Raw genomic sequence first — 23,507 nt, 5'->3', positions numbered from 1 at the left:
TATCGTCTATATATCTTTTTGGTGTGAATTATTTATTAAAAGCATAAGCAAGGGATTAAATTAAGGATAAAAAATAAAAGCGCAGTGCAGAAAGCACTGCGCACAAGAAGGTTTATACCGTTTTATTCCGTTTCATTACCATTGCCACAATAAGGCTTAGTAATAGTGCGCCTATAATCCACATCAGCGCACTGCTGCCCTGGGACCACAGGCTGTAAATAAAACCGATGATCACCAACAACATAACCAGCGTGCCAACGATGAGGATTGGCAACGAGGCGTGGATATCATGACGCAGGCGGATAGCGACCATAAACACCGCCAGGTAACAGACCAAAAAAGTGGCACTGGCGACGCTGGCGAGCGAGCCTAAATTCAACGCCGCCGTCATCAGCATGATCAACACCACCACGATGATGTTGCCCCATGTGCTCTGCCGCCACAGGGATTTATTCATTAGCTTCGGCAGTTCATGCTCGCTGCCCATGTTGTCCATGATATTAAATACCGCGAACAGGTTAGCGTTAATGGCTGAAGCCGTCGCCAGTAAAGCGCCGATCACCACAATCACATACCCCACATGCCCGAGCAGCGGAGAAGCGGCCTGCGCTACCGCGGTATCGGCATATTTTTCTAACTCTAATGCCGAAACATCGCTAAGCAGTACCAGCGCTAGTGCGATGTAAAGCAGCGTAGTAACGCCAATCGCCACCAGAAACGCCCGTGGCATAATGACCGCCGGATCTTTTACTTTATCCGCCGCGTTCGCCATCATGCCAAAGCCCGCGTAGGCAAGGAAGGTAATCCCGATACAAGAGAAGAACGCGCCGGAAGTGGGGGGCGCGGAGACAGAAATGTGCGCAGGTTGTAGCGACCAGACACCCGCAATGATCAACAACAACAGGATCATCATTTTGATGCCAACAAGGATAACTTCCAGTCGACCTACCGCGTGGTTGCTTAAAGAGTTGAAGAGAGTCATCAGCGCAATGATAGCCAGCGCGTACAGCAAAATAAGATGCTCATCCTGGCTGCCTTCATGCAGAAACTGCACGGCATAAGCACCAAATGCGCGGGCAACCATAGCAATACTCACCGCCAGCGTCATCAGGTAAAGCAAGGATAATGCCAGTGAAAAGACGCCGTTCCCTAATCCCCGGCGAAAGAAGTCAATAATCCCGCCATTACTGGGATAACTCGCCCCAAGTCGCGCATAGGCATAACCGGAAAACATCGCCACTATGCCGCCAAAGGCAAAAGCGACCCAGGTTGAGGCTTCCATTAACAACGCCGCCTGCCCCAGCAGGGCAAAGATCCCTGCCCCCACCATTGCCCCGATGCCAATGGAAACGACGTTCCATAGCCCGAGGGGTTTGTTACCGTTATCACCTTCCGCGTTCATCATGATCAGCCCTTAAACACGTTATAGCCGAGTTGGTTAGCAACAGATGCCACCATTTTCTGACCCCGAACACTATTACCGTCTTCATCCAGCGGCGGGGAGAACGCGGCAATCCCCATCACGCCAGGTACTACCGCCAGAATGCCGCCGCCAACGCCGCTTTTTCCTGGCAAACCAACGCGATACGCCCAGTCACCGGAGCGACCATACAGCCCTTCCATCATCATTTCGGCCAGAATGTATGGCACGTTGTCGGCCTGCAGAATGCGTTTTTGACTTAGCGGATTAACACCGCCCGCCGCCAGCGTCGCGCCAAGCGTCGCCAGTTCCACGGTATTGATGAGCGTGGAACATTGGCGAGTGTAGACATCACAGGCTTCCATCGCATCGCAATACAGATATCCGGCGGAGTACAGCAGCCAGGCAATAGCGCGGTTATGGAAGTTGGTTGTTTGTTCCGACTGGTTGACTTCGTCAGAGAGCGCGACTTGTTCTCCTGCAAGCTGTTGTTGAATATGTAAAATTCGCTGCCAGCGTTGTTCTGCATTCTCGGCTTTAATCAGACTGACGGCGGCGATAGCCCCCGCATTAACCAGCGGTGATAACGGTTTGCCACCATGAAGCTCTAAGGCAATGACCGAGTTAAAGGGAAGTCCGGTGGGATCTGCGCCAATTTTATCTTGTACAGCCTGCGGGCCGACATCTTCTAACGCGAGGGCTAACGTACAGACTTTGGAGATGGATTCCAGCGCGAAGCGGTAATCACTGTCACCGGCACTATAGATATTGCCATCGCAGGTTACGATAGCGACGCTCGCCAGTTGGCTGGGGACATTCGCCAGAAAGGGGATGTAGTCGGCGTTTTGTCCGCCGCTAAGTGAGTGAAATTGGGTGTACGCCTGATCCACTGCTTGTTGTAGTTTGTTTGCATCTAACATCTTTTGTTAACTCCTTTTTATAGATGCGGGAGGTATTTCCTCACCCCGATGCCAGTTTTCAGGCATCCTGATTTAACTTAGCACCCGTACTTTAGATAAAGGAAAACAAAGAGATAAATGTCTAATTCTGATGCTAATTGCGCCAATTTTTTAATCTCTGCCGACTTTTCATTTCGCTGATAAATAATTTCTTGACCTTCCCCTTGCTGGAAGGTTTACCCTTTATCACAGTCAGTCAACACTGTCTTAAAGGAGTACGTTATGTCACAAACTATCGACCTGACCCTGGACGGCCTGTCCTGCGGTCACTGCGTTAAACGCGTGAAAGAAAGTCTCGAACAGCGCCCGGACGTTGAGCAGGCGGATGTGTCTGTCACTGAAGCACACGTTACCGGCACTGCAAGTGCAGAACAGCTGATCGAAACCATCAAACAAGCGGGTTATGACGCATCTGTAAGCCACCCAAAGGCTAAACCGCTGGCGGAGTCATCAATCCCGTCGGAAGCACTGACAGCGGTTTCTGATGAGCTTCCGGCAGCGACCGCCGATGACGATGACAGCCAGCAGTTGCTGCTGAGCGGCATGAGCTGCGCCAGCTGTGTCACCCGCGTACAAAATGCGCTGCAAAGCGTACCGGGCGTCACCCAGGCACGGGTAAACCTGGCGGAGCGTACTGCGCTGGTGATGGGCAGTGCCTCCCCACAAGATTTAGTCCAGGCGGTGGAGAAAGCAGGTTACGGCGCAGAGGCAATTGAAGATGACGCTAAACGTCGTGAGCGCCAGCAAGAAACCGCCATCGCTACAATGAAGCGCTTCCGCTGGCAGGCGATTGTCGCCCTGGCGGTGGGTATCCCGGTGATGGTCTGGGGGATGATCGGCGATAACATGATGGTTACCGCCGACAACCGCAGCCTGTGGCTGGTTATCGGCCTGATAACGCTGGCGGTGATGGTCTTCGCGGGCGGACATTTTTACCGCAGCGCATGGAAAAGCCTGCGCAACGGTGCAGCGACGATGGATACGCTGGTGGCGCTGGGTACGGGCGTGGCGTGGCTTTATTCGATGAGCGTCAACCTGTGGCCGCAGTGGTTCCCGATGGAAGCACGACATCTTTATTACGAAGCCAGCGCGATGATTATCGGTCTGATCAATCTCGGTCATATGCTGGAAGCGCGCGCACGTCAGCGTTCTTCAAAGGCGCTGGAGAAGTTACTCGATTTAACGCCGCCAACGGCGCGCCTGGTTACTGACGAAGGTGAAAAAAGCGTGCCGCTGGCGGAAGTTCAGCCAGGCATGCTACTGCGCCTGACGACGGGCGACCGCGTGCCGGTAGATGGTGAAATTACCCAAGGCGAAGCGTTGCTGGATGAAGCGATGCTGACGGGCGAACCTATCCCGCAGCAAAAGGGCGAAGGCGATAGCGTCCATGCCGGGACAGTGGTTCAGGACGGTAGCGTGCTGTTTCGCGCCAGTGCGGTTGGCAGCCATACCACGCTGTCACGGATTATTCGTATGGTGCGCCAGGCCCAGAGCAGCAAGCCAGAAATCGGCCAGCTGGCGGATAAAATCTCTGCCGTATTTGTGCCTGTAGTGGTGGTTATTGCGCTGATCAGTGCGGCAATCTGGTATTTCTTTGGTCCGGCACCGCAGATTGTCTATACCCTGGTGATCGCCACCACGGTGCTGATTATCGCCTGTCCGTGTGCGCTGGGGCTGGCGACGCCGATGTCGATTATTTCCGGCGTCGGGCGGGCGGCTGAGTTTGGTGTGCTGGTGCGGGACGCCGACGCACTGCAACGCGCCAGTACGCTTGATACCGTCGTGTTCGATAAAACCGGGACGCTGACCGAAGGGAAGCCGCAGGTTGTCGCGGTAAAAACATTTGCTGATGTTGATGAAGCGCAGGCATTGCGTCTGGCGGCGGCGCTGGAGCAAGGTTCCAGCCATCCGCTGGCACGAGCGATCCTCGATAAAGCAGGCGATATGCAGCTACCGCAGGTCAACGGTTTCCGCACATTGCGCGGGCTGGGCGTGAGCGGTGAAGCAGAAGGTCATGCGTTATTGCTGGGTAATCAGGCGTTGCTAAATGACCAGCAAGTCGATACTAAAGCGATTGAAGCAGATATTTCAGCTCAGGCATCGCAAGGCGCAACGCCTGTGCTGCTGGCGGTTGACGGGAAAGCGGTGGCCTTACTGGCAGTACGCGATCCGTTGCGTAATGATAGCGTGGCGGCGCTGCAACGTCTGCATAAAGCGGGATATCGTCTGGTGATGTTGACCGGGGATAACCCAACCACCGCCAAAGCAATCGCCAAAGAAGCTGGAATTGATGAAGTGATTGCCGGAGTGCTGCCGGACGGTAAAGCCGAAGCGATCAAACGTCTGCAAAGTGAAGGACGTCAGGTGGCAATGGTGGGCGACGGCATTAACGACGCGCCAGCGCTGGCCCAGGCGGATGTCGGTATTGCGATGGGGGGCGGCAGTGATGTTGCCATTGAAACCGCGGCGATTACCCTGATGCGCCATAGCCTGATGGGTGTTGCGGATGCGCTCGCGATTTCCCGTGCAACGCTGCGCAACATGAAGCAGAACCTGCTCGGCGCGTTTATCTACAACAGTATCGGTATTCCGGTCGCCGCCGGTATTTTGTGGCCGTTCACCGGAACACTGCTTAACCCGGTAGTTGCCGGAGCGGCAATGGCGCTCTCGTCGATTACCGTAGTGAGTAACGCCAACCGGTTGCTGCGGTTTAAACCGAAGGAATGATTGGTATTTACTTAATGCGTTTGTGAGATCCAGTTCTTGTTGCGCTCCTTTTATGAGTAATGCCATATAAAGTGACTGGCGCAGGGAGCGCGCAGGGGGCGGCCAATCGCCGCCGCCCCCTGCACCCCCGGGCTCTGGCGAACAAAATCGCCGCTGCGCGGTACCCTCAGCTTATCCCTTGCGGCTACCGGGTCGGGCGCGAGGTAACATCCCTGTAAAACGCGCCCTCAGCCCACATCCATGTGGGCTGCCCCGGCCTTCAGGGAACGCCTCGGCGATTTTGACGCCACCAACACCCGTGCAGTCTTTCGTTTCAAAGCAAAAACAATTTTTCGATCATATTTAAGCTACCACTGAACAAGCCTCATAACTCTATTTGCGCCATCCCTCCCCGCGCGCTAGCATGATATTTCACAAAGGGAGGTCGTATGGATCTGTTGTACCGGGTAAAAACGCTTTGGGCCGCGCTGCGCGGCAATCATTACACCTGGCCTGCTATCGATATCTCTCTTCCCGGCAATCGCCATTTTCATCTGATTGGCAGTATTCATATGGGGAGTCACGATATGGCTCCCCTGCCCACCCGTTTGCTCAAAAAGCTCAAAAACGCCGATGCGCTGATCGTCGAGGCGGATGTTTCCACCAGCGATACGCCTTTTGCCAATTTGCCAGCCTGCGAGGCGCTGGAAGAGCGCATTAGCGAAGAACAATTGCAAAATCTGCAGCACATTAGCCAGGAGATGGGCATTTCTCCCTCACTCTTTTCTACCCAACCGTTGTGGCAAATCGCGATGGTTCTTCAGGCGACACAGGCGCAAAAACTGGGGCTGCGGGCAGAATATGGTATCGATTACCAGCTATTGCAGGTGGCGAAGCAACAACATAAACCCGTGATTGAACTGGAAGGGGCAGAAAACCAGATTGCCATGTTGCTCCAGCTTCCCGACAAAGGACAGGCGCTGCTGGACGATACGCTGACCCACTGGCATACCAACGCACGGTTGCTGCAACAAATGATGAGCTGGTGGCTGAATGCACCGCCACAAAATAATGAAATAACGCTGCCCAATACGTTCAGTCAGTCGCTGTACGATGTGCTGATGCACCAGAGAAATCTCGCCTGGCGGGATAAATTACGCGCCATGCCGCCGGGGCGCTATGTGGTCGCGGTCGGTGCTTTACATCTGTATGGAGAAGGGAATTTGCCGCAAATGTTGCGCTAAAAAAATGGCCAATATCGCTATTGGCCCGTCAAAGAGGAATTTCATATTTTTATTATTATGCCGTCGCTTTAAACGACGGTGTAAGTCGATTGTCGCTCAATCTCACCATCCTGCCAATACTCTTAGGCAAGATGGCACTTTTTTTTGGACCACCATCAGGCGTATGCTTGCTTCGTTTTTTTGTTTAAGGCAGGAAAATTACGATGACACCGGCAGTTAAATTACTCGAAAAAAACAAAATTTCTTTTCAGGTTCATACCTACGAACACGATCCGGCAGAAACCAATTTTGGCGATGAAGTCGTCAAAAAATTAGGTTTGAATCCGGATCAGGTCTACAAAACGCTGCTGGTCGCAGTGAATGGCGATATGAAACACCTTGCCGTGGCCGTCACGCCAGTCGCAGGTCAATTAGATCTCAAAAAAGTAGCAAAGGCGCTGGGTGCCAAGAAAGTAGAGATGGCCGATCCGATGGTCGCGCAGCGTTCAACGGGATATCTGGTTGGGGGAATTAGCCCATTAGGGCAGAAAAAACGTCTGCCGACGATTATCGACGCCCCCGCACAAGAATTTGCCACTATTTATGTTTCCGGCGGTAAACGCGGGCTGGATATCGAACTGGCGGCAGGCGACTTGGCGAAGATCCTCGATGCTAAATTTGCTGATATCGCCCGTCGCGATTAAGCATTGTGCCGGATGTGAGCATCCGGCACTTTCAGATTACTGCCAGCTCACCTCACCTTTCGGTTCATAGACACTCACATCCAGCGGCGAGTTTTTCTGGATATATGCTTTCAGCACTTCGGCATCAATAAAGCCGGTATTCACATAGCCCGGTTTGTTATCAAGGTGCGGGTAACCATCACCGCCAGTAGCATTAAAGTTTAATGTTGCCATGCGGTAGGTTTTTGCCGGATCGACCGGTTCGCCTTTGATTTTCAGGTCGTTGAGTTTGCCGTCTTTCGCCACAAAGCTGACGTTGGCAAATTGCGGGTAGGCACCGGAATCCGGCTTCATCTGCGCGACGGCAGTCAGATAATCAATCGCCTCTTTACCGGTCATGTCGGCATACACCACCACATTGCCGAACGGCTGCACTTTCAGCACGTTTTTATAGCTGATATTGCCTGCCTCGATAGAATCACGAATCCCGCCTCCGCTCATCACCGCAAAGTCAGCACCAGTACGATCCATTTGGGCTGCCAGAATCAACCGCCCCATATTGGTCTGTACAAAACGCACTTTGTCACGATCGCCTTCCAGACGACCGTTGGTTTCGCCTATTTTCACTTCCAGCTGCGCTTTGCCTTTGTTCTGGAACGGCGATAACAGCGAGATCATTTGCTGGTTTTCAGCTATTTCAGGGGTGTACAGCACACGCTCGCTTTTCCCGTCTTCCCAGGTGACTTTTTTCTTCAGGTTCACCGGAATCAGCTGGTAGTTGACCATTTTCATTTCGCCGTTGCGAAACTCAAAGTCGGCCCGACCAACGTACTTGCCCCACTCATGTGCTTGTACAATCCAGATGCCGTTTTGTTGATCCGGTTTGCATGGCGTACCAGGAACGTAATCTACCTGCTTTTTATTTTCCGCAGCCATACAGACTGGATCTTGCGAATGTCCGCCGACAATCATCGCCAGCGATCCGGCAGGCAAACTGCGCGCCATCTCTACATCACCCGGCGCGTTAGAACCGTGCTCACCGTTGTCGTAATGCCCCATATGGGTCGCCGCGATAATAATGTCCGGCTTTTCTGTCTGTTGCAGCTCCTGGATCACCAGTTTGGCTTCGTCGGCAGGTTTACGGAATTCAATGTCGGTGAAGTTTTCTGGGTTACCTAACTTCGCTGTTTCATCAGTTGTTAAACCGATAACGGCGATTTTCAGATCCTGGCGCTTAAACAGCGCCCAGGGTTTAAACAGGCGCTCGCCGGTACTTTTTTGATAGATATTGGCAGAGAGCAACGGGAACTTTGCCCACTTTTCCTGCTGGCGTAATACGGTGAGCGGGTTATCAAATTCATGATTGCCAATCGCCATTGCATCATAGCCCACCAGATTCATGCCGCGAAAATCTGGCTCTGCGTCCTGTAAGTCAGACTCCGGCACACCGGTATTAATGTCGCCACCAGAAAGTAGCAGCACGCTCCCGCCTTCAGCGGCGACCTCTTTACGAATACCGTCCACCAGCGTTTTTTGTGCCGCCAGACCGTATTCGCCATATTCATTGCGCCAGAAATGACCGTGATGGTCGTTGGTATGCAGAACCGTAATTTTATAGGTTTTATCCTGCTCATAGGCCAACGCAGTTTCACTCGCCAGTGACAATGTGGTTAACAGGGCTAATGCCACACCCCGCTGCAATAATTTCATACTTCTCTCCCTGACCAGATAATAACGTGTTGAAAATTAGTATGACGCGACATCATAGACAAGTCTGCGTTCGGTTACGATAAATCTACATCCAGATTGGAAATTCTGTTTTCCACATTGAGACTTCCTTCAATCAGCGCATACAGGTATGTTAGTCGGGTAATAATCACAAATAAGATCATTCTTTACATCGCAACCCTAAAAAAGTGACTTTCCTATGGCAATGAGTGAACAAACCCAGCCTGTGGCGGGCGCGGCTGCATCGACCACTAAGGCTCGCACATCGTTTGGCATTTTAGGCGCTATCAGCCTTTCGCATCTGCTGAACGACATGATCCAATCGCTGATTCTGGCGATTTATCCGCTATTACAGTCAGAGTTTTCCCTGACATTTATGCAGATTGGGCTGATAACCCTCACCTTCCAGCTCGCCTCTTCGCTGCTGCAACCAGTGGTCGGTTACTGGACAGATAAATACCCAATGCCGTGGTCGTTGCCAATTGGCATGTGCTTTACCTTAAGCGGCCTGGTGCTGCTGGCGCTGGCGGGCAGTTTTGGCTCGGTGTTGCTGGCGGCGGCGCTGGTCGGTACCGGTTCGTCGGTCTTTCATCCAGAATCTTCCCGCGTGGCACGTATGGCGTCTGGCGGACGTCATGGTCTGGCGCAATCCATCTTCCAGGTCGGCGGTAACTTTGGCAGTTCGTTGGGGCCTTTGCTGGCGGCGGTGCTCATCGCCCCCTATGGCAAAGGCAACGTTGCATGGTTTGTACTGGCGGCACTGCTGGCAATCGTGGTGTTGGCGCAAATCAGCCGCTGGTACTCTGCGCAGCACCGAATGAGTAAAGGCAAGCCGAAAGCGCCAATAATCAATCCGCTGCCACGAAATAAGGTCGTTCTGGCTGTTTGCGTACTGTTAGTGCTGATTTTCTCGAAATATTTCTATATGGCGAGCATCAGCAGCTATTACACCTTTTATCTGATGGAAAAATTCGGATTATCCATCCAGAATGCCCAACTTAATCTGTTTGCCTTCTTATTTGCCGTTGCGGCGGGGACGGTGATTGGCGGGCCTGTTGGCGATAAGATTGGGCGAAAATATGTGATTTGGGGCTCTATCCTCGGCGTTGCGCCTTTTACGCTTATTTTACCGTACGCAAGCCTGCACTGGACGGGGGTTTTGACGGTGATTATTGGATTTATCCTCGCCTCTGCGTTTTCTGCCATTCTGGTTTATGCGCAAGAGCTGTTGCCGGGGCGTATCGGCATGGTTTCCGGGCTCTTTTTCGGTTTTGCTTTTGGCATGGGTGGCCTTGGAGCCGCAGTTCTGGGGCTTATCGCCGACCATACCAGTATCGAGTTAGTTTATAAAATCTGTGCTTTCCTGCCGCTTCTTGGCATGTTGACCATATTCTTACCTGATAATCGGCATAAATCCTGAATTCCCGGCAGCCAAAGGTAAACTTTGGCTGCTTCATTTTGCAGTAACCATAAGCCTTTCCTCTTCATACACCTCATCACTTTTCCGATCCGTGCCTTTTTTGCGGCTGATTCCATTTTTCTGCAAAATTCAATAATTATTCATAAACATCATCTATGAAATTGTCATAAACTATTACCTGTAATTTTGGTTTTCCCGGCCAAAATATGGACAACCACCACCAGGAAAAGGAGACGGAATGCATCACGCCACCCCGCTTATCACCACAATTGTTGGCGGCCTTGTGCTTGCCTTTATCCTCGGCATGCTGGCCAATAAACTGCGTATTTCTCCTCTGGTGGGATATCTGTTAGCGGGTGTGCTGGCAGGCCCCTTTACCCCAGGTTTTGTTGCCGATACAAAACTTGCGCCTGAACTGGCGGAACTGGGCGTTATTTTGCTGATGTTCGGCGTCGGTTTGCATTTTTCGCTCAAGGATTTGATGGCGGTAAAGTCCATCGCCATTCCCGGCGCGGTCGCCCAGATAGCCGTGGCGACACTGCTGGGTATGGCTCTTTCTGCCGTGATCGGCTGGTCGTTAATGACCGGCATCGTGTTCGGTTTGTGTCTTTCCACCGCCAGTACCGTGGTGCTGCTGCGCGCACTTGAAGAACGGCAGTTGATAGACAGCCAGCGAGGGCAAATCGCCATTGGCTGGCTGATTGTGGAAGACCTGGTGATGGTCCTGACGCTGGTGTTGCTGCCAGCGGTAGCCGGAATGCTGGAACAGGGCGATGTGGGCTTTGCGACGCTGGCGCTGGATATGAGTATCACCATCGGCAAAGTCGTCGCGTTTATTGCCATTATGATGTTGGTAGGTCGCCGTCTGGTGCCGTGGATTATGGCACGTAGCGCGGCAACGGGTTCGCGTGAGCTGTTTACCCTGTCGGTGCTGGCGCTGGCGTTAGGGATTGCTTTTGGCGCGGTGGAGCTGTTTGACGTCTCCTTTGCACTCGGCGCGTTCTTTGCCGGGATGGTGCTGAATGAGTCCGAACTTAGCCACCGTGCCGCCCACGATACACTGCCATTACGTGATGCGTTTGCAGTGTTGTTCTTCGTCTCTGTCGGGATGCTGTTTGATCCGTTAATCCTGATTCAGCAGCCGTTGGCGGTGCTGGCTACGCTGGCGATTATTCTGTTTGGTAAATCGGTTGCGGCGCTTTTCCTCGTCCGGTTGTTTGGTCACTCCCAGCGTACGGCGTTGACCATCGCCGCCAGCCTGGCGCAAATTGGTGAGTTCGCCTTTATTCTGGCGGGTCTGGGGATGGCGTTGAATCTGCTGCCGCAGGCGGGGCAAAACCTGGTGCTGGCGGGGGCGATTTTGTCGATTATGCTCAACCCGGTGCTGTTCGCGCTGCTGGAGAAATACCTGGCGAAAACCGAAACGCTGGAAGAGCAGACGCTGGAGGAAGCTATCGAAGAAGAGAAGCAGATTCCGGTTGATATCTGCAACCATGCGCTGCTGGTAGGTTATGGTCGTGTGGGCAGCCTGCTGGGGGAGAAATTGCTCGCGTCTGATATTCCTTTAGTGGTGATTGAGACGTCACGTACTCGCGTCGACGAACTGCGTGAGCGCGGAGTCCGGGCGGTATTAGGCAACGCGGCTAACGAAGAGATCATGCAACTGGCGCATCTGGAATGCGCAAAATGGCTGATCCTGACGATTCCCAACGGTTACGAAGCCGGCGAGATTGTGGTGTCTGCTCGCGCGAAAAACCCGGATATTGAGATTATCGCCCGCGCCCATTATGACGACGAGGTGGCATATATCACCGAACGTGGCGCAAATCAGGTGGTGATGGGCGAGCGTGAAATTGCCCGCACCATGCTGGAACTGCTGGAAACGCCACCGGCAGGTGAAGTGGTGACGGGGTAAACGGTGGTTGCCGGATAATAGGCGCGGATATGTAGGCCTGATAAGACGCGGCCAGCGTCGCATCAGGCATCGAGCGCCAAATGCCAGATGCGGCGTGAACGCCTTATCTGGCCTACGAACCGACGATAACTTAACGATCCCAGTAAGATTCTTCCAGGCTGTCTTCACGCTCCGGCAGCCCGCGCGTTAAGCGTGGAGAATGCTGGTTCAGTACCTGATAGCTCACACGGTTGGCGTATTTACACACCTGCGCTAATGACGAATACGTCAGCCAGGTGAATTTATGTTTGCTGGAATTTGGTACGTTGCTACGGTGATAACTGTTAGCGGTAATGTCATGCAACAGCGCCGCCAGCGCCCCATCTCCGGCACCGTTGGTGTTCATGATTTTTTCTGGTCCGCCCATATACGGCGCAATGTGCGAATAGACGCGCAGCGGATTCTGGCAATCCTTGTGGCGCATAGCGCGGCTAAACTCATACTGGTTAAATTCCGCGATAGCGCCCGGCAGCAGCGGATGCTGGGTTTTGCGTTTCGCTTCGTCTTCAGTAAAGCCCGCCATATACAAACCGATTGGCCCGGCGGTACACAGCACCAGATCCACCCAGTCCAGCGCCTTATCAGACGCCAGCAGCGGATCGCTCTCTCCGGTCAACGCTTCGGCTTCTTCTTCATTCATCGCAAGGATGGAAACGTGTTCTTTGAGGAATTGCTGCCACCACTGCGGATTCTCGGCGATGACAAATTTGGTCCCCAGCGTCAGCACCACCGGCACGTTATATTTCTTCGCGTACTCAATGGCTTTCATGGTCGCTTCCGGCATCGGTTCGCCCGGCTTGCAGCGCACCAGATATGAGGTGAGTACCAGCGCCGACGCTCCGGCAATCACATCTTCCGGAATGCTTTCTGCCCGTAGCTGGTTCATGTGGCCAGGGCTAATGGCAAAAGTGCGTTCGCCAGACTCGCCAATCAGCGTAAAGCAGCGTCCAATCGGGCCGTCTACGCCTTGCAGATAATTAAGATCGGTACGGCTGGAGGTATTACACAAATAACGATAGGCGTAGCTGCCAATTTCAATATTGCTGCACATCACGCCCAGTAGTACCGAGCGGTCATCCGCCAGTACCGAGTAGTTATGCATGGTGTTACCAATAGTGCCCCCCGCAAACTGATGGGTAATCAGGTTTTTCTCTTTAAGTTCCTGATAGAGTGCTTCGGCAACATCATCTTCAATCACCAGTGAATGCCCGGCGCTTAATCCATAACGCTCAATAAATTCATCATCCACTTTTGCTTCAATATCTACCAACGTCTGGTCGATACCCACCACCCAGGCAGCGCTGGTTTCGTTTTCTGGCTGGATTTGCTGCAACAGCGGATCGCGTGCGTTTACAGGGAAGTAATGTTTGGATTTACGTTTACCGGGAAATTTCATGGTTGTTTTTACGGGTGGTTAACTGAGCGGCGAATGTTAACACAATCTCACGGGAACGCGCGAGATGCAGCCAGTTTCAATATCAGCAGACGAGATCGCATTATCATGGCAGAGCTTCCTTACAATGGCGTAATTTGAAAGGAGTTTTTCTATGAAGATGGAAAACAAATTACCCGCACTGGAACTGATTTCTGCCGAAATGAGGGCCGTTGTTAATACGCTTCAGCCTGATTTACCGCCCTGGCCCGCAGAAGGAACACTTGCCGAGCAGCGTCAGCATTACACGCTCGAGCGGCGATTCTGGAATGCGGGCGCTCCAGAAATGGAAACCAGGGATTACGCAGTTCCGACAAAATATGGACAAGTGGAGGCCCGTTTATTTTGTCCAAATTCAGATAGCCCAGCGACGCTATTTTATCTTCACGGCGGTGGTTTTATTCTCGGCAATCTCGATACTCACGATCGCATCATGCGCCTGCTGGCAATCTACACTCAGTGTACGGTGATTGGCATTGATTACACCCTTTCGCCAGAAGCGCGTTTTCCGCAGGCGATAGAGGAAATCGTGGCCGCCTGTTGTCACTTCCACCAGCAGGCGGGCGATTATCAAATTAATATGTCACGTATTGGCTTTGCCGGTGATTCCGCTGGCGCAATGCTGGCGTTCGCCAGCGCCTTGTGGCTGCGGGATAAACAGATCGATTGCGGTAAGGTTGTGGGCGTTTTGCTGTGGTATGGACTTTATGGGTTACGGGATTCCGTGACTCGTCGCCTGCTGGGCGGTGCCTGGGATGGCTTAACGCAACAGGATTTGCAGATGTATGAAGAGGCATATTTAGGCAGCGAAGCGGATCGCGAGTCGCCGTATTACTGCCTGTTTAATAATGATCTCACTCGAAATGTGCCGCCCTGTTATATCGCCGGAGCGGAGTTCGATCCGCTGCTGGATGACAGTCGCCTGCTTTACCAGACGTTAGCGGCGCATCAGCAACCTTGTGAGTTCAAACTCTACTCCGGTACGCTGCACGCCTTTTTGCATTATTCACGGATGATGAAAACCGCCGACGATGCTCTACGCGACGGTGCTCGATTCTTTAGCGATAGGCTGCAACAAGATTAGCCATCATTTCGATATGTTCCGGTGTAGCATTAAGCGCCGGAATATATTCGTATTTTTTCCCGCCAGCGCCGAGGAAGACTTCACGGTTTTGCTCGGCAATCTCTTCCAGCGTCTCCAGACAATCCGCCGCAAAGCCTGGACACATCACCTGAATATGACCGACACCTTTTTCTCCGAGCATTTTCAACGTTTCATCGGTATAAGGCATCAGCCAGGGTTCCCGACCAAAGCGCGACTGAAAGGTCATCATCACTTTTTCCGGTGCCATCCCCAGTGCGGAAGCCAGTTCGCGAGTCGTTGTGCGGCAACGCTGCGGGTAATCATCACCTTCATCCGCGTAACGCTGAGGAATGCCATGATAAGAGAGCAGCAGCAGATCCGGCTCGCCATGTTTTTCGAAAGAGGCCCGCACGCTATTTGCCAGCGCATTAATGTAATCGTGGTTATCGGCGTAATCACGAATAAACGAAATCCCCGGAATGCTACGCTTGCGCGCGAGAATGCGTGCAAGTTCATCCCACACAGCGCCAACCGTAGAACAGGAGTATTGCGGATAGAGCGGCAGCACCACAATATGATCAACATGTTCTGCCAGTAGTTCATCGACGGCGCTTTCCAGTGATGGCGAGCCGTAGCTCATGCCCAGCGCCACTGGCGTTTTCGGTAAACGTTGTGCCAGCGCCTGCTGTTGCTGGCGGCTGTAAACCATCAGTGGCGAGCCGTCTTCCATCCAGACCGAGGCGTACAGCTTCGCCACGCGCGGTGAGCGCAGCGGCAAAATCACACCACGCAGCAACGGCCACCACAACAGCCGTGAGGTATCAACCACGCGTCTATCGCTTAAAAATTGTTTCAGATAGCGTTTTACCGCTTCAGGAGTGGGGGCATCGGGCGTCCCCAGGTTTGCCAGCAGGATACCGGTTTTAGTCTGACGCATTACCGCCTCTTATCGATTCAACTTGTTGATAATTGTAGCGGAAAAGTGAGGAAGAAGAACTAATTGCTGTGAGAGGCCTGGCCTGAGGAGGATACGCAGACCTGCCCGAGAGCAGATCTGCTGCGGCTTGATTAGCCGAGGATTTTTTCCAGAGCCGCGCGAACTTCAGCAACCGGTTTGGTGCCGTCAACTTTCGCGTATTTGGTGTTACCCGCTTCTGCTTCTTTGGAGTAGTAGCCAATCAGCGGTGCAGTCATCTGATGGTATTCAACCAGACGTTTACGTACGGTTTCTTCCTGATCGTCTTTACGAGTAGTCAGCTCTTCACCAGTCACGTCGTCTTTGCCTTCTACTTTCGGCGGATTGAATTTAACGTGATATACACGACCAGACGGCGCGTGAACGCGGCGGCCCACGATACGATCAACGATCAGTTCGTCCGGCACGTCGAATTCCAGAACGTAATCAACATTGATGCCCGCTTCTTTCATCGCGTCTGCCTGCGGAATGGTACGCGGGAAGCCGTCCAACAGGAAACCATTACGGCAATCTTCCTGAGCAATGCGCTCTTTAACCAGCGCGATCACCAGTTCATCGGTGACCAGTTTGCCAGCGTCCATAATGTCTTTAGCCTGTTTACCCAGCTCGGAGCCAGATTTGACTGCGGCACGCAGCATATCGCCAGTGGAGATTTGCGGAATACCATATTTCTCCATGATGAACTGAGCCTGAGTCCCTTTCCCCGCGCCCGGAGCGCCAAGCAGAATGATACGCATTGCGAAAATCCCCTTAAATTGTGTCGAATTTTTTGAAAAAGCGATAAACGATACCACCAACAGGCGATTGCCTCAAGAAAGGCGCCCGGGGCTGAAACGGTTAATGGTGAGATAATTTGCGGAAAGTGCAGAGGATGAAAAGAAAAATGCCGGATGACACGAAGGTCATCCGGCACCACATTCAGCTGTATGCCGGATAAAATTCATCCGGCATTACATCAGGAAACCAGTAACTGGTTCATACGACGAATAAACAGGTTCGGATCTTCCAGCGTACCGCGTTCTGCCAGCAGCGCCTGATCCAGCAGCAGTTCTACCCACTCGCTGAACTTGGCTTCATCTTCAGTATCTGCAGCACGTTTCACCAGTACGTGATCCGGGTTCAGTTCGAAGATGTATTTCACTTCTGGCACTTTCTGGCCCGCTGCGGCGAACAGTTTAGCCATCTGGGTGCTCATTTCGTCCGCGTCGGTAGAAACAATCGCTGGCGTATCGGTCAGACGGTGAGTCAGACGGACATCTTTCACGCGCTCGCCGAGCAGGGCTTTCACACGGTCGATGAATGGAGTCAGTGCTTTTTCCGCTTCTTTCGCACTTTCATCGACTTCATCAGCCAGTTTTTCCAGCGATTCATCAACTTTAGACACCGACTGGAACGGTTTACCGTCGAACTCAGTCAGATAGTTCATCATCCACTCATCGATGCGGTCGGAAAGCAGCAGAACTTCGATGCCTTTCTTACGCAGCAGTTCCAGGTGCGGGCTGCTCTTCGCCGCCGCATAGCTGTCTGCGGTGATGTAGTAGATTTTCTCCTGCCCTTCTTTCATGCGGGAAACGTAGTCTTCCAGAGACACGGTCTGCGCAGAAGAATCGGTATGGGTAGACGCAAAACGCAGCAGTTTGGCGATCGCTTCCTGGTTAGCGAAATCTTCCGCCGGACCTTCTTTCAGTACCAGGCCAAACTGTTGCCAGAAGGTCTGGTATTTTTCCGCGTCGTCTTTCGCCAGTTTTTCCAGCATTTGCAGCACACGCTTGGTCAGCGCATTGCGCAGGTTACGCGTGACTGTGCTGTCCTGGAGGATTTCACGGGAAACGTTCAGCGGCAGATCGCTGGAGTCAATCAGACCACGCACGAAGCGCAGATAGTTCGGCATGAACTGTTCTGCGTCGTCCATGATGAACACACGCTGGACGTACAGTTTCAGACCGTGTTTATGATCGCGGTTCCACATATCCCACGGTGCCTGCGACGGAATGTACAGCAGGCTGGTGTACTCCTGCTTACCTTCAACGCGGTTGTGGCTCCAGGTCAGCGGATCGTTAAAGTCGTGGGCGATGTGTTTGTAGAACTCTTTGTACTCTTCATCGGTGATTTCCGACTTGTTACGGGTCCACAGCGCCTGCGCTTTGTTGATTTTCTCCCAGGAGATAACGGTTTCGCCGTCTTTCTCTTCGCGTTTTTCGATCTCTACCGGCAGCGCGATATGGTCGGAGTATTTGCTGATGATGGAACGCACGCGCCAGTCATCGAGGAACTCGTCTTCGCCTTCACGCAGATGCAGGGTGATTTCAGTACCACGATCTTCTTTGGTGATGTCGGCAACGGTGTATTCACCTTCACCAGCCGATTCCCAGAACACGCCGTTTTCTGGTTTTTCGCCCGCCGCACGAGTACGCACGGTCACTTTATCGGCCACGATAAACGCAGAGTAGAAACCAACACCGAACTGACCGATCAGCTGGCTGTCTTTTGCCTGGTCAGAGCCCAGGGATTCGAGGAATGATTTGGTGCCGGATTTAGCGATAGTCCCCAGATGGTCAATCACTTCGTCGCGGGTCATCCCCACGCCGTTATCGGAGATGGTCAGCGTGCGCTTGTCTTTATCGAAAGAAACACGAACGCGCAGTTCGCCGTCACCTTCGTACAGATCCGGGTTAGAGAGCGCGCGGAAACGCAGCTTGTCCGCCGCATCGGAGGCGTTAGAGATAAGCTCACGCAGGAAGATTTCTTTATTGGAATACAGAGAATGGATCATCAGGTGCAGAAGCTGTTTCACTTCTGACTGAAAACCACGAGTTTCTTGTCCTTTCATGTAGGTCTACCTCAATAATGCCATTTTAAGGTTAAAAATAGGATGAGGGGTAAATGGGGACAAGGAAGGATAATTTCAAGCGAGAGCAGGTGATCCTGCTCTCGTTTGCTTAAAAACGAATCTTATGACGCCCGGCAAGGGAGTGTGACAGCGTGGTGCCATCGACCATTTCCAGCTCGCCGCCAACCGGTACGCCATGAGCGATTCGGCTGGCTTCCACGTCATATTGTGCGCAAAGCTCGGCAATGTAGTTAGCGGTGGCTTCACCTTCGACCGTCGGGTTGGTGGCGAGGATCACTTCGGTGATTTTTTCTGCCGCCAGACGCTGTTCCAGGCGATCAAGTCCGATATCATCCGGGCCGATGCCGTCCAGCGGTGACAGATGCCCCATCAACACAAAATAACGACCGGAAAACTGCCCAGTCTGCTCAATGGCGTAGATGTCCGCCGGACTCTCCACCACGCAGATTTGACCGTTTTCCTGACGACGCGGATTTGAACAGATGTTACAGACTTCCTGTTCAGTGAAGGTCCGACAATCGGCGCAGTGGCCGATTTCCGACATCGCCCGGGTGAGCGCCTGCGCCAGACGCATCCCGCCGCTACGATCGCGCTGAAGCAGCGTGAACGCCATACGCTGCGCCGACTTCGGGCCAACGCCCGGCAGACAGCGCAGTGCTTCCATAAGCTGTGTTAACAGCGGGCTGGTTTGCATCAGAACGGCATCTTAAAGCCTGGCGGCAGCTGCATTCCGGAGGAAACAGAGGCCATTTTTTCTTTCTGGGTTTCTTCGATGCGACGCGCTGCGTCGTTGAATGCCGCAGCGACCAAATCTTCCAGCATCTCTTTGTCGTCTTCCAGCAGGCTCGGGTCGATCTCTACGCGACGGCAGTTGTGAGCGCCATTGATGGTCACTTTCACCAGACCTGCGCCGGATTCGCCAGTCACTTCTAGCTTCGCGATTTCTTCCTGCATCTGCTGCATTTTTTCTTGCATCTGCTGGGCTTGCTTCATCAGGTTGCCCAGACCGCCTTTACCAAACATAGGTTTCTCTCTCAATCACGTTAAGGATGACGATCGTAAGCAGTGCTTACGATCAAATGGGGCGGATACTTTCTTCATCCAGCTCTGCATCAAAGAATCGACGCAGGGTCTGAATATTATTATCCGCAATAATGGACTCGCGCGCCTGCGCAAGTTTTTCTTCGTATATCGCCTGACGCCACTCCAGCGGCGTACGCACCGCGGGATTATCATCTTCAACGATAGTCAGTTCAACCGTTGAACCTTTTAACGCGCTCAACGCTTCAGCCAGTTTTTGCTGTGCGCCGCGGTTATTCAAATGCCGCTGAGAGGAGCGCAAATGCAGGCATACAGCGTTGTCGCTCTCCTCTTTCCAGGCATTTAACGCCACCTGCTCGACCAGTTTGGGTAGCGATAGTTGGCTCACCTGTGCCGCCCACGGGTCGCGCTCAATGGCTTCTGCCGCCAGCTTCGCCGCCAGTTCCGGCGTTTTTTCATGTTCCAGCGCTTTTTTTAGCGCCTTCGGCGTGGCGACCACTTCTTTTTGCTGCATCACTGGGGTGGTCGCCTTCCAGCGATACGCTTCTTTTTTGGCTGGCGCTTTTTCCAGCGCCGATGGCACAGGACGCGACTGAACGCGATCGGTGACCGAAGCCAGTCTTTCCAGCGCAGCGTTATTCACCGGCCGCGCGCGGGTAGCGGCTGCCGGTTCACTCTTTTTTGCTTTGGTTGCTCCCTGAGCGCGCTGCAGTTGCTGACGCGCCGCCAGCACCTGGCTGGTGGTTTCTGAGAGCGGTACAGTCGGTGCCTGCTGCGGCGCTGGTTGCGGTTGCGGCGGCACCTGGGTTGGCGTCATTACTGCCGTTGGCGCGACGGGCGCAAAGGACTGGCGTGGCACTTCTGGCTCAGGCAGCGGCATACGCGGATGGAACGCCAGCGCGCGCAGCAGTGTCATCTCAACGCCCATGCGGCGGTCCGGCGCATACGGTAATTCTTTGCGACCAATCAACAGCGTCTGATAGTAAAGCTGAATATCCGTCGGCGGTATGGTGCGCGCAAGTTCACGCATCCGCAACTCGATGGCGGCCATGTCGTTGCCAAGTGCAGCAGGCGAAAGTTGTACCATCGCAATGCGGTGCAACAGGCCGAGCATTTCCACCAACAACGCTTCCCACTCGATACCACGGGCAGCAGCTTCATTAATCAGCGCCATTACGCGCTCGCCGTTGGCCTCGACCATCGCTTCAACCAGCGACAGCGCCTGATCGTCGTCAAGCGTGCCAAGCATCGCGCTTACTGACTGGGTCGAAACCTGGCCGTCGCCGCTAGCAATCGCCTGGTCGGTCAGACTTAAGGCATCTCGCAAACTGCCTTCGGCGGCGCGCGCCAGCAGTTGCAGTGCGCGTGGCTCGTGAGCGATATGTTCTTCGTTGAGGATGTGCTCAAGCTGGTGGCGAATTTGCTCGACATCCAGCGCCTTAAGATGGAATTGCAGACAGCGTGACAAAATCGTCACTGGCAATTTCTGCGGATCGGTCGTCGCCAGCAGGAACTTGACGTGCTCTGGCGGCTCTTCAAGGGTTTTTAACAGTGCGTTAAAGCTGTGACGCGACAGCATATGCACTTCGTCGATCAGATAGACTTTAAAACGACCACGCGCCGGAGCGTACTGAACGTTATCCAGCAGGTCGCGGGTATCTTCAACTTTAGTGCGCGAGGCGGCGTCGATTTCAATCAAATCGACAAAGCGCCCCTGCTCGATTTCACGGCAGTTATCGCATACGCCGCACGGCGTCGCGGTAATGCCGGTTTCGCAGTTTAGCCCCTTCGCCAGCAGTCGGGCGATAGAGGTTTTTCCGACGCCACGGGTGCCGGAAAAAAGATAAGCATGATGAATACGCCCTAACGACAAGCCGTTCGCCAGTGCGGTCAGCACATGTTCCTGGCCGACGACGTCAGCAAAGGTTTGTGGGCGCCATTTTCGGGCTAAGACCTGATAACTCATTGGCAGGCTCTGAAACGCTGGAAGGTGGATTCACGAAGGGGTAATGCTAACACAGCCCCGTCAGAACGGCGAGGCTGAATGTACAACTTGTGCTGCCCATGACGTGGGCTGGCGAAAATTAATGGCCCGGGAACGGGACAAGGCTATAACAGGTAATGCCCTGCTTTTCGAGGCGCTGTTCGCCGCCAAGATCGAACAGATTAATGATGAACGCAGCGTCAGTAACTTCACCACCTAAACGGCGGATCAGTTTAACCGTCGCTTCAATGGTGCCGCCTGTTGCCAGCAAATCATCAACCACCAGCACTTTGTCGCCAGGTTTAATGGCATCAACGTGGATTTCCAGCTTATCGGTGCCGTATTCCAGTTCATAAGATTCGTTGATAGTTTCGCGCGGCAGTTTGCCTGGTTTACGTACCGGCACAAAACCAACGCCCAGACCCAATGCTACCGGAGCGCCGAACAAGAAGCCACGAGCTTCAGTGCCGACAACTTTGGTAATGCCCGCATTTTTGTAACGCTCAACCAGTAAATCGATGCTGAGAGCGTAAGCTTTCGGGTCTTCCAGTAAGCTGGTGACATCGCGGAAAAGAATGCCGGGTTTCGGGTAGTCCTGAATGCTTTTGATGCTATTTTTGAGATACTCAAGCTGCTGTGCAGTCGCGGTCATAAGTGTATGCCTGCTTGTTACGGTGGTACTCACGGCGCGTTTTAAACGAGTCAAAAGTAACAGTTGTTTAACCTTTGACCGCCTGCGCCTGTGCTCGAAAACGCCAGAATGTACTGGCTGTGGGCGATAATTGCAACAGCGATTGTTGTGCTTTGCCGTTTTTATTGCTTTTCATCAATCACCGGGATTCGCCACATAAAAATCAGCAAACAGCCGAGGATCACCAATAACAGAATCCGCACCCACGTCATATGGACGAACCAAAGTGAAATAGCAAAAGTCAGTAAAATAATGCATATCGCCCGAGGCTTTGCGCCGCGTGGCATTGCATGATATTTCTGCCAGAAGCGTAAATAGCTGCCAAACCATGAACGGTACAGCAACCAGGCGTGGAAGCGCGGCGATGAACGGGCAAAGCACCAGGCGGCCAGCAGGATAAATGGCGTCGTCGGCAATACCGGTAATACCACGCCCAGCGTACCCAACACTACCGCCAGCCAGCCAATGATGATTAAAATGATTCGTTGCATATTATGTGTAGTCAGCATACAGAGTGGCTACTTTAGCATAACAATTATCATTTTCATTGAGGTCTTATCGTGAAAACTGCCCTGCTGCTGGAAAAACTGGAAAGTCAGCTTGTTACGCTGCGCCAGCGTTGCGCCCCGGTGGCGCAGTTCGCCACGTTAAGCGCCCGTTTCGACAGGCACCTTTTTCAGACCCGTGCGACAACGTTACAGGCGTACCTGGAAGAAGCGGGAGATAATTTGTCAGCGCTTCGCCATGCGGTTGAGCAACAGCAACTGCCGCAAGTCGCCTGGCTGGCAGAACATCTGGCGGCACAACTGGAAGCCATCGCGCGTGAAGCCGCAGCCTGGTCGCTACGCGAGTGGGATAGCGCACCACCAAAAATTGCCCGCTGGCAGCGTAAACGTATTCAGCATCAGGAGTTTGAACGACGGCTACGTGAAATGGTTGCCGAACGTAAAGCCCGTCTGGTGCGGGCGACCGATCTCGTGGAACAGCAAACGCTACATCGTGAAGTGGAAGCCTATGAAGCGCGCCTGGCGCGTTGCCGTCATGCGTTGGAAAAAATCGAAAACAGGTTAGCGCGTTTAACCCGCTAACAATGGAGAAAGTATGTCACTGGAAAATGCCCCTGACGATGTCAAACTGGCCGTCGATTTAATTGTGCTACTGGAAGAAAATCAAATCCCTGCCAGCACCGTGCTGCGCGCGCTGGATATTGTAAAGCGTGATTATGAAAAGAAATTAACGCGGGATGATGAGGCGAAAAGTGATAAATAAAAGGGGCCGCTAAATGTCCCCTAAGATTGCGGGCAAACGCAAAACTGCCTGATGCGCTACGCTTATCAGGCCTACACCGCTCCTGC

Annotated in this window: 20 protein-coding genes and 1 other annotated feature; of the genes, 8 read left to right on the top strand and 12 right to left on the bottom strand. The window is 53.1% G+C overall.

The genetic code is table 11. From position 1 onward, the window contains the following. Positions 1–112: 112 nt before the first annotated feature. On the bottom strand, positions 113–1,405 hold the full coding sequence (locus tag FEK46_RS14290) for an APC family permease (protein WP_130206329.1): 1,293 nt from the start codon (positions 1,403–1,405) through the stop codon (positions 113–115). Between the two features lie 2 nt (positions 1,406–1,407). Further along, complete coding sequence (gene glsA / locus FEK46_RS14285) at positions 1,408–2,340, bottom strand: glutaminase A (RefSeq protein ID WP_130215511.1); 933 nt, start codon at positions 2,338–2,340, stop codon at positions 1,408–1,410. Positions 2,341–2,601: 261 nt separating this feature from the next. On the opposite strand from glsA, the gene copA reads away from it, so the two are divergent. From copA to ybaK, 3 genes are all read left to right on the top strand, one after another. Beyond that, a complete protein-coding gene (copA, locus tag FEK46_RS14280; protein ID WP_135559987.1) occupies positions 2,602–5,106 on the top strand; it encodes a copper-exporting P-type ATPase CopA in 2,505 nt (834 codons plus the stop codon). A gap of 428 nt (positions 5,107–5,534) precedes the next feature. Then, the gene (locus tag FEK46_RS14270) at positions 5,535–6,329 is read left to right on the top strand and encodes a TraB/GumN family protein (protein ID WP_135559988.1); all 795 of its coding nucleotides are present in this window, start codon (positions 5,535–5,537) and stop codon (positions 6,327–6,329) included. Positions 6,330–6,532: 203 nt separating this feature from the next. Beyond that, a complete protein-coding gene (ybaK, locus tag FEK46_RS14265; RefSeq protein ID WP_130260288.1) occupies positions 6,533–7,012 on the top strand; it encodes a Cys-tRNA(Pro)/Cys-tRNA(Cys) deacylase YbaK in 480 nt (159 codons plus the stop codon). 36 nt (positions 7,013–7,048) lie between these two features. Here the strand turns inward: ybaK and ushA are convergent, their stop codons facing one another. Continuing rightward, positions 7,049–8,701 carry a bifunctional UDP-sugar hydrolase/5'-nucleotidase gene (ushA, locus tag FEK46_RS14260; RefSeq protein WP_130206319.1) on the bottom strand — a complete coding sequence of 551 codons (1,653 nt, stop codon included), beginning with the start codon at positions 8,699–8,701 and terminating at the stop codon, positions 7,049–7,051. Positions 8,702–8,918: 217 nt separating this feature from the next. Between ushA and fsr the strand changes: the two genes are divergently transcribed. Both fsr and ybaL read left to right on the top strand, forming a co-directional pair. Then, positions 8,919–10,139: a fosmidomycin MFS transporter gene (fsr, locus tag FEK46_RS14255; RefSeq protein ID WP_135559989.1), complete on the top strand. Its 1,221-nt coding sequence runs from the start codon at positions 8,919–8,921 to the stop codon at positions 10,137–10,139. A gap of 238 nt (positions 10,140–10,377) precedes the next feature. Beyond that, positions 10,378–12,054, top strand: a complete 1,677-nt coding sequence (gene ybaL / locus FEK46_RS14250) for a YbaL family putative K(+) efflux transporter (RefSeq protein ID WP_135559990.1) — start codon at positions 10,378–10,380, stop codon at positions 12,052–12,054. Between the two features lie 130 nt (positions 12,055–12,184). On the opposite strand, the gene gsk is transcribed toward ybaL, so the two are convergent. Further along, the gene (gene gsk, locus FEK46_RS14245; protein ID WP_130206313.1) at positions 12,185–13,489 is read right to left on the bottom strand and encodes an inosine/guanosine kinase; all 1,305 of its coding nucleotides are present in this window, start codon (positions 13,487–13,489) and stop codon (positions 12,185–12,187) included. Positions 13,490–13,640: 151 nt separating this feature from the next. On the opposite strand from gsk, the gene aes reads away from it, so the two are divergent. After that, on the top strand, positions 13,641–14,609 hold the full coding sequence (aes, locus tag FEK46_RS14240) for an acetyl esterase (protein ID WP_135559991.1): 969 nt from the start codon (positions 13,641–13,643) through the stop codon (positions 14,607–14,609). Here aes and hemH read toward each other — a convergent pair. The 8 genes from hemH to FEK46_RS14200 form a co-directional block, all read right to left on the bottom strand. Beyond that, complete coding sequence (hemH, locus tag FEK46_RS14235) at positions 14,584–15,546, bottom strand: ferrochelatase (protein WP_135559992.1); 963 nt, start codon at positions 15,544–15,546, stop codon at positions 14,584–14,586. The genes aes and hemH overlap by 26 nt on opposite strands. 131 nt (positions 15,547–15,677) lie before the next feature. Beyond that, a complete protein-coding gene (gene adk, locus FEK46_RS14230) occupies positions 15,678–16,322 on the bottom strand; it encodes an adenylate kinase (RefSeq protein ID WP_001313630.1) in 645 nt (214 codons plus the stop codon). 218 nt (positions 16,323–16,540) lie between these two features. Beyond that, complete coding sequence (htpG, locus tag FEK46_RS14225; protein ID WP_000678201.1) at positions 16,541–18,415, bottom strand: molecular chaperone HtpG; 1,875 nt, start codon at positions 18,413–18,415, stop codon at positions 16,541–16,543. A 109-nt stretch (positions 18,416–18,524) separates the two neighbouring features. Continuing rightward, entirely contained in the window at positions 18,525–19,130 is a 606-nt protein-coding gene (recR, locus tag FEK46_RS14220) for a recombination mediator RecR (RefSeq protein ID WP_130206305.1), read from the bottom strand. After that, positions 19,130–19,459, bottom strand: a complete 330-nt coding sequence (locus FEK46_RS14215) for a YbaB/EbfC family nucleoid-associated protein (RefSeq protein ID WP_001515903.1) — start codon at positions 19,457–19,459, stop codon at positions 19,130–19,132. The genes recR and FEK46_RS14215 overlap by 1 nt, the downstream gene beginning before the upstream one ends. 52 nt (positions 19,460–19,511) lie before the next feature. Then, positions 19,512–21,443, bottom strand: coding sequence for a DNA polymerase III subunit gamma/tau (gene dnaX, locus FEK46_RS14210; protein WP_135559993.1), 1,932 nt, complete (start codon positions 21,441–21,443; stop codon positions 19,512–19,514). Further along, positions 20,115–20,179 (bottom strand) — a sequence feature (DnaX frameshifting element). Its footprint overlaps the gene before it by 65 nt. Before the next feature lie 118 nt (positions 21,444–21,561). After that, the gene (apt, locus tag FEK46_RS14205; protein WP_064529079.1) at positions 21,562–22,113 is read right to left on the bottom strand and encodes an adenine phosphoribosyltransferase; all 552 of its coding nucleotides are present in this window, start codon (positions 22,111–22,113) and stop codon (positions 21,562–21,564) included. A gap of 161 nt (positions 22,114–22,274) precedes the next feature. Next, positions 22,275–22,643: a DUF454 family protein gene (locus tag FEK46_RS14200; RefSeq protein ID WP_130215613.1), complete on the bottom strand. Its 369-nt coding sequence runs from the start codon at positions 22,641–22,643 to the stop codon at positions 22,275–22,277. Positions 22,644–22,712: 69 nt separating this feature from the next. On the opposite strand from FEK46_RS14200, the gene priC reads away from it, so the two are divergent. Both priC and rsmS read left to right on the top strand, forming a co-directional pair. Continuing rightward, positions 22,713–23,240, top strand: a complete 528-nt coding sequence (gene priC / locus FEK46_RS14195; RefSeq protein WP_135559994.1) for a primosomal replication protein N'' — start codon at positions 22,713–22,715, stop codon at positions 23,238–23,240. Between the two features lie 13 nt (positions 23,241–23,253). Beyond that, positions 23,254–23,421 carry a pleiotropic regulatory protein RsmS gene (gene rsmS, locus FEK46_RS14190; RefSeq protein ID WP_000051154.1) on the top strand — a complete coding sequence of 56 codons (168 nt, stop codon included), beginning with the start codon at positions 23,254–23,256 and terminating at the stop codon, positions 23,419–23,421. The last annotated feature ends 86 nt before the right edge of the window (positions 23,422–23,507 follow it).

The organism is Escherichia sp. E4736 (assembly GCF_005781225.1).
Taxonomy (GTDB): domain Bacteria; phylum Pseudomonadota; class Gammaproteobacteria; order Enterobacterales; family Enterobacteriaceae; genus Escherichia.
This window is presented reverse-complemented; position numbering and strand designations above follow the sequence as displayed.

What these genes read in the sequence shown, in the direction of transcription:
- recR (WP_130206305.1), bottom strand. Translation starts at nt 19,130, where the DNA reads ATGCAAACCAGCCCGCTGTTAACACAGCTTATGGAAGCACTGCGCTGT.
- rsmS (WP_000051154.1), top strand. Translation starts at nt 23,254, where the DNA reads ATGTCACTGGAAAATGCCCCTGACGATGTCAAACTGGCCGTCGATTTA.
- aes (WP_135559991.1), top strand. Translation starts at nt 13,641, where the DNA reads ATGAAGATGGAAAACAAATTACCCGCACTGGAACTGATTTCTGCCGAA.
- apt (WP_064529079.1), bottom strand. Translation starts at nt 22,113, where the DNA reads ATGACCGCGACTGCACAGCAGCTTGAGTATCTCAAAAATAGCATCAAA.
- copA (WP_135559987.1), top strand. Translation starts at nt 2,602, where the DNA reads ATGTCACAAACTATCGACCTGACCCTGGACGGCCTGTCCTGCGGTCAC.
- adk (WP_001313630.1), bottom strand. Translation starts at nt 16,322, where the DNA reads ATGCGTATCATTCTGCTTGGCGCTCCGGGCGCGGGGAAAGGGACTCAG.
- dnaX (WP_135559993.1), bottom strand. Translation starts at nt 21,443, where the DNA reads ATGAGTTATCAGGTCTTAGCCCGAAAATGGCGCCCACAAACCTTTGCT.
- FEK46_RS14215 (WP_001515903.1), bottom strand. Translation starts at nt 19,459, where the DNA reads ATGTTTGGTAAAGGCGGTCTGGGCAACCTGATGAAGCAAGCCCAGCAG.
- gsk (WP_130206313.1), bottom strand. Translation starts at nt 13,489, where the DNA reads ATGAAATTTCCCGGTAAACGTAAATCCAAACATTACTTCCCTGTAAAC.
- fsr (WP_135559989.1), top strand. Translation starts at nt 8,919, where the DNA reads ATGGCAATGAGTGAACAAACCCAGCCTGTGGCGGGCGCGGCTGCATCG.
- FEK46_RS14290 (WP_130206329.1), bottom strand. Translation starts at nt 1,405, where the DNA reads ATGATGAACGCGGAAGGTGATAACGGTAACAAACCCCTCGGGCTATGG.
- FEK46_RS14200 (WP_130215613.1), bottom strand. Translation starts at nt 22,643, where the DNA reads ATGCAACGAATCATTTTAATCATCATTGGCTGGCTGGCGGTAGTGTTG.
- ybaL (WP_135559990.1), top strand. Translation starts at nt 10,378, where the DNA reads ATGCATCACGCCACCCCGCTTATCACCACAATTGTTGGCGGCCTTGTG.
- FEK46_RS14270 (WP_135559988.1), top strand. Translation starts at nt 5,535, where the DNA reads ATGGATCTGTTGTACCGGGTAAAAACGCTTTGGGCCGCGCTGCGCGGC.
- ushA (WP_130206319.1), bottom strand. Translation starts at nt 8,701, where the DNA reads ATGAAATTATTGCAGCGGGGTGTGGCATTAGCCCTGTTAACCACATTG.
- glsA (WP_130215511.1), bottom strand. Translation starts at nt 2,340, where the DNA reads ATGTTAGATGCAAACAAACTACAACAAGCAGTGGATCAGGCGTACACC.
- ybaK (WP_130260288.1), top strand. Translation starts at nt 6,533, where the DNA reads ATGACACCGGCAGTTAAATTACTCGAAAAAAACAAAATTTCTTTTCAG.
- htpG (WP_000678201.1), bottom strand. Translation starts at nt 18,415, where the DNA reads ATGAAAGGACAAGAAACTCGTGGTTTTCAGTCAGAAGTGAAACAGCTT.
- hemH (WP_135559992.1), bottom strand. Translation starts at nt 15,546, where the DNA reads ATGCGTCAGACTAAAACCGGTATCCTGCTGGCAAACCTGGGGACGCCC.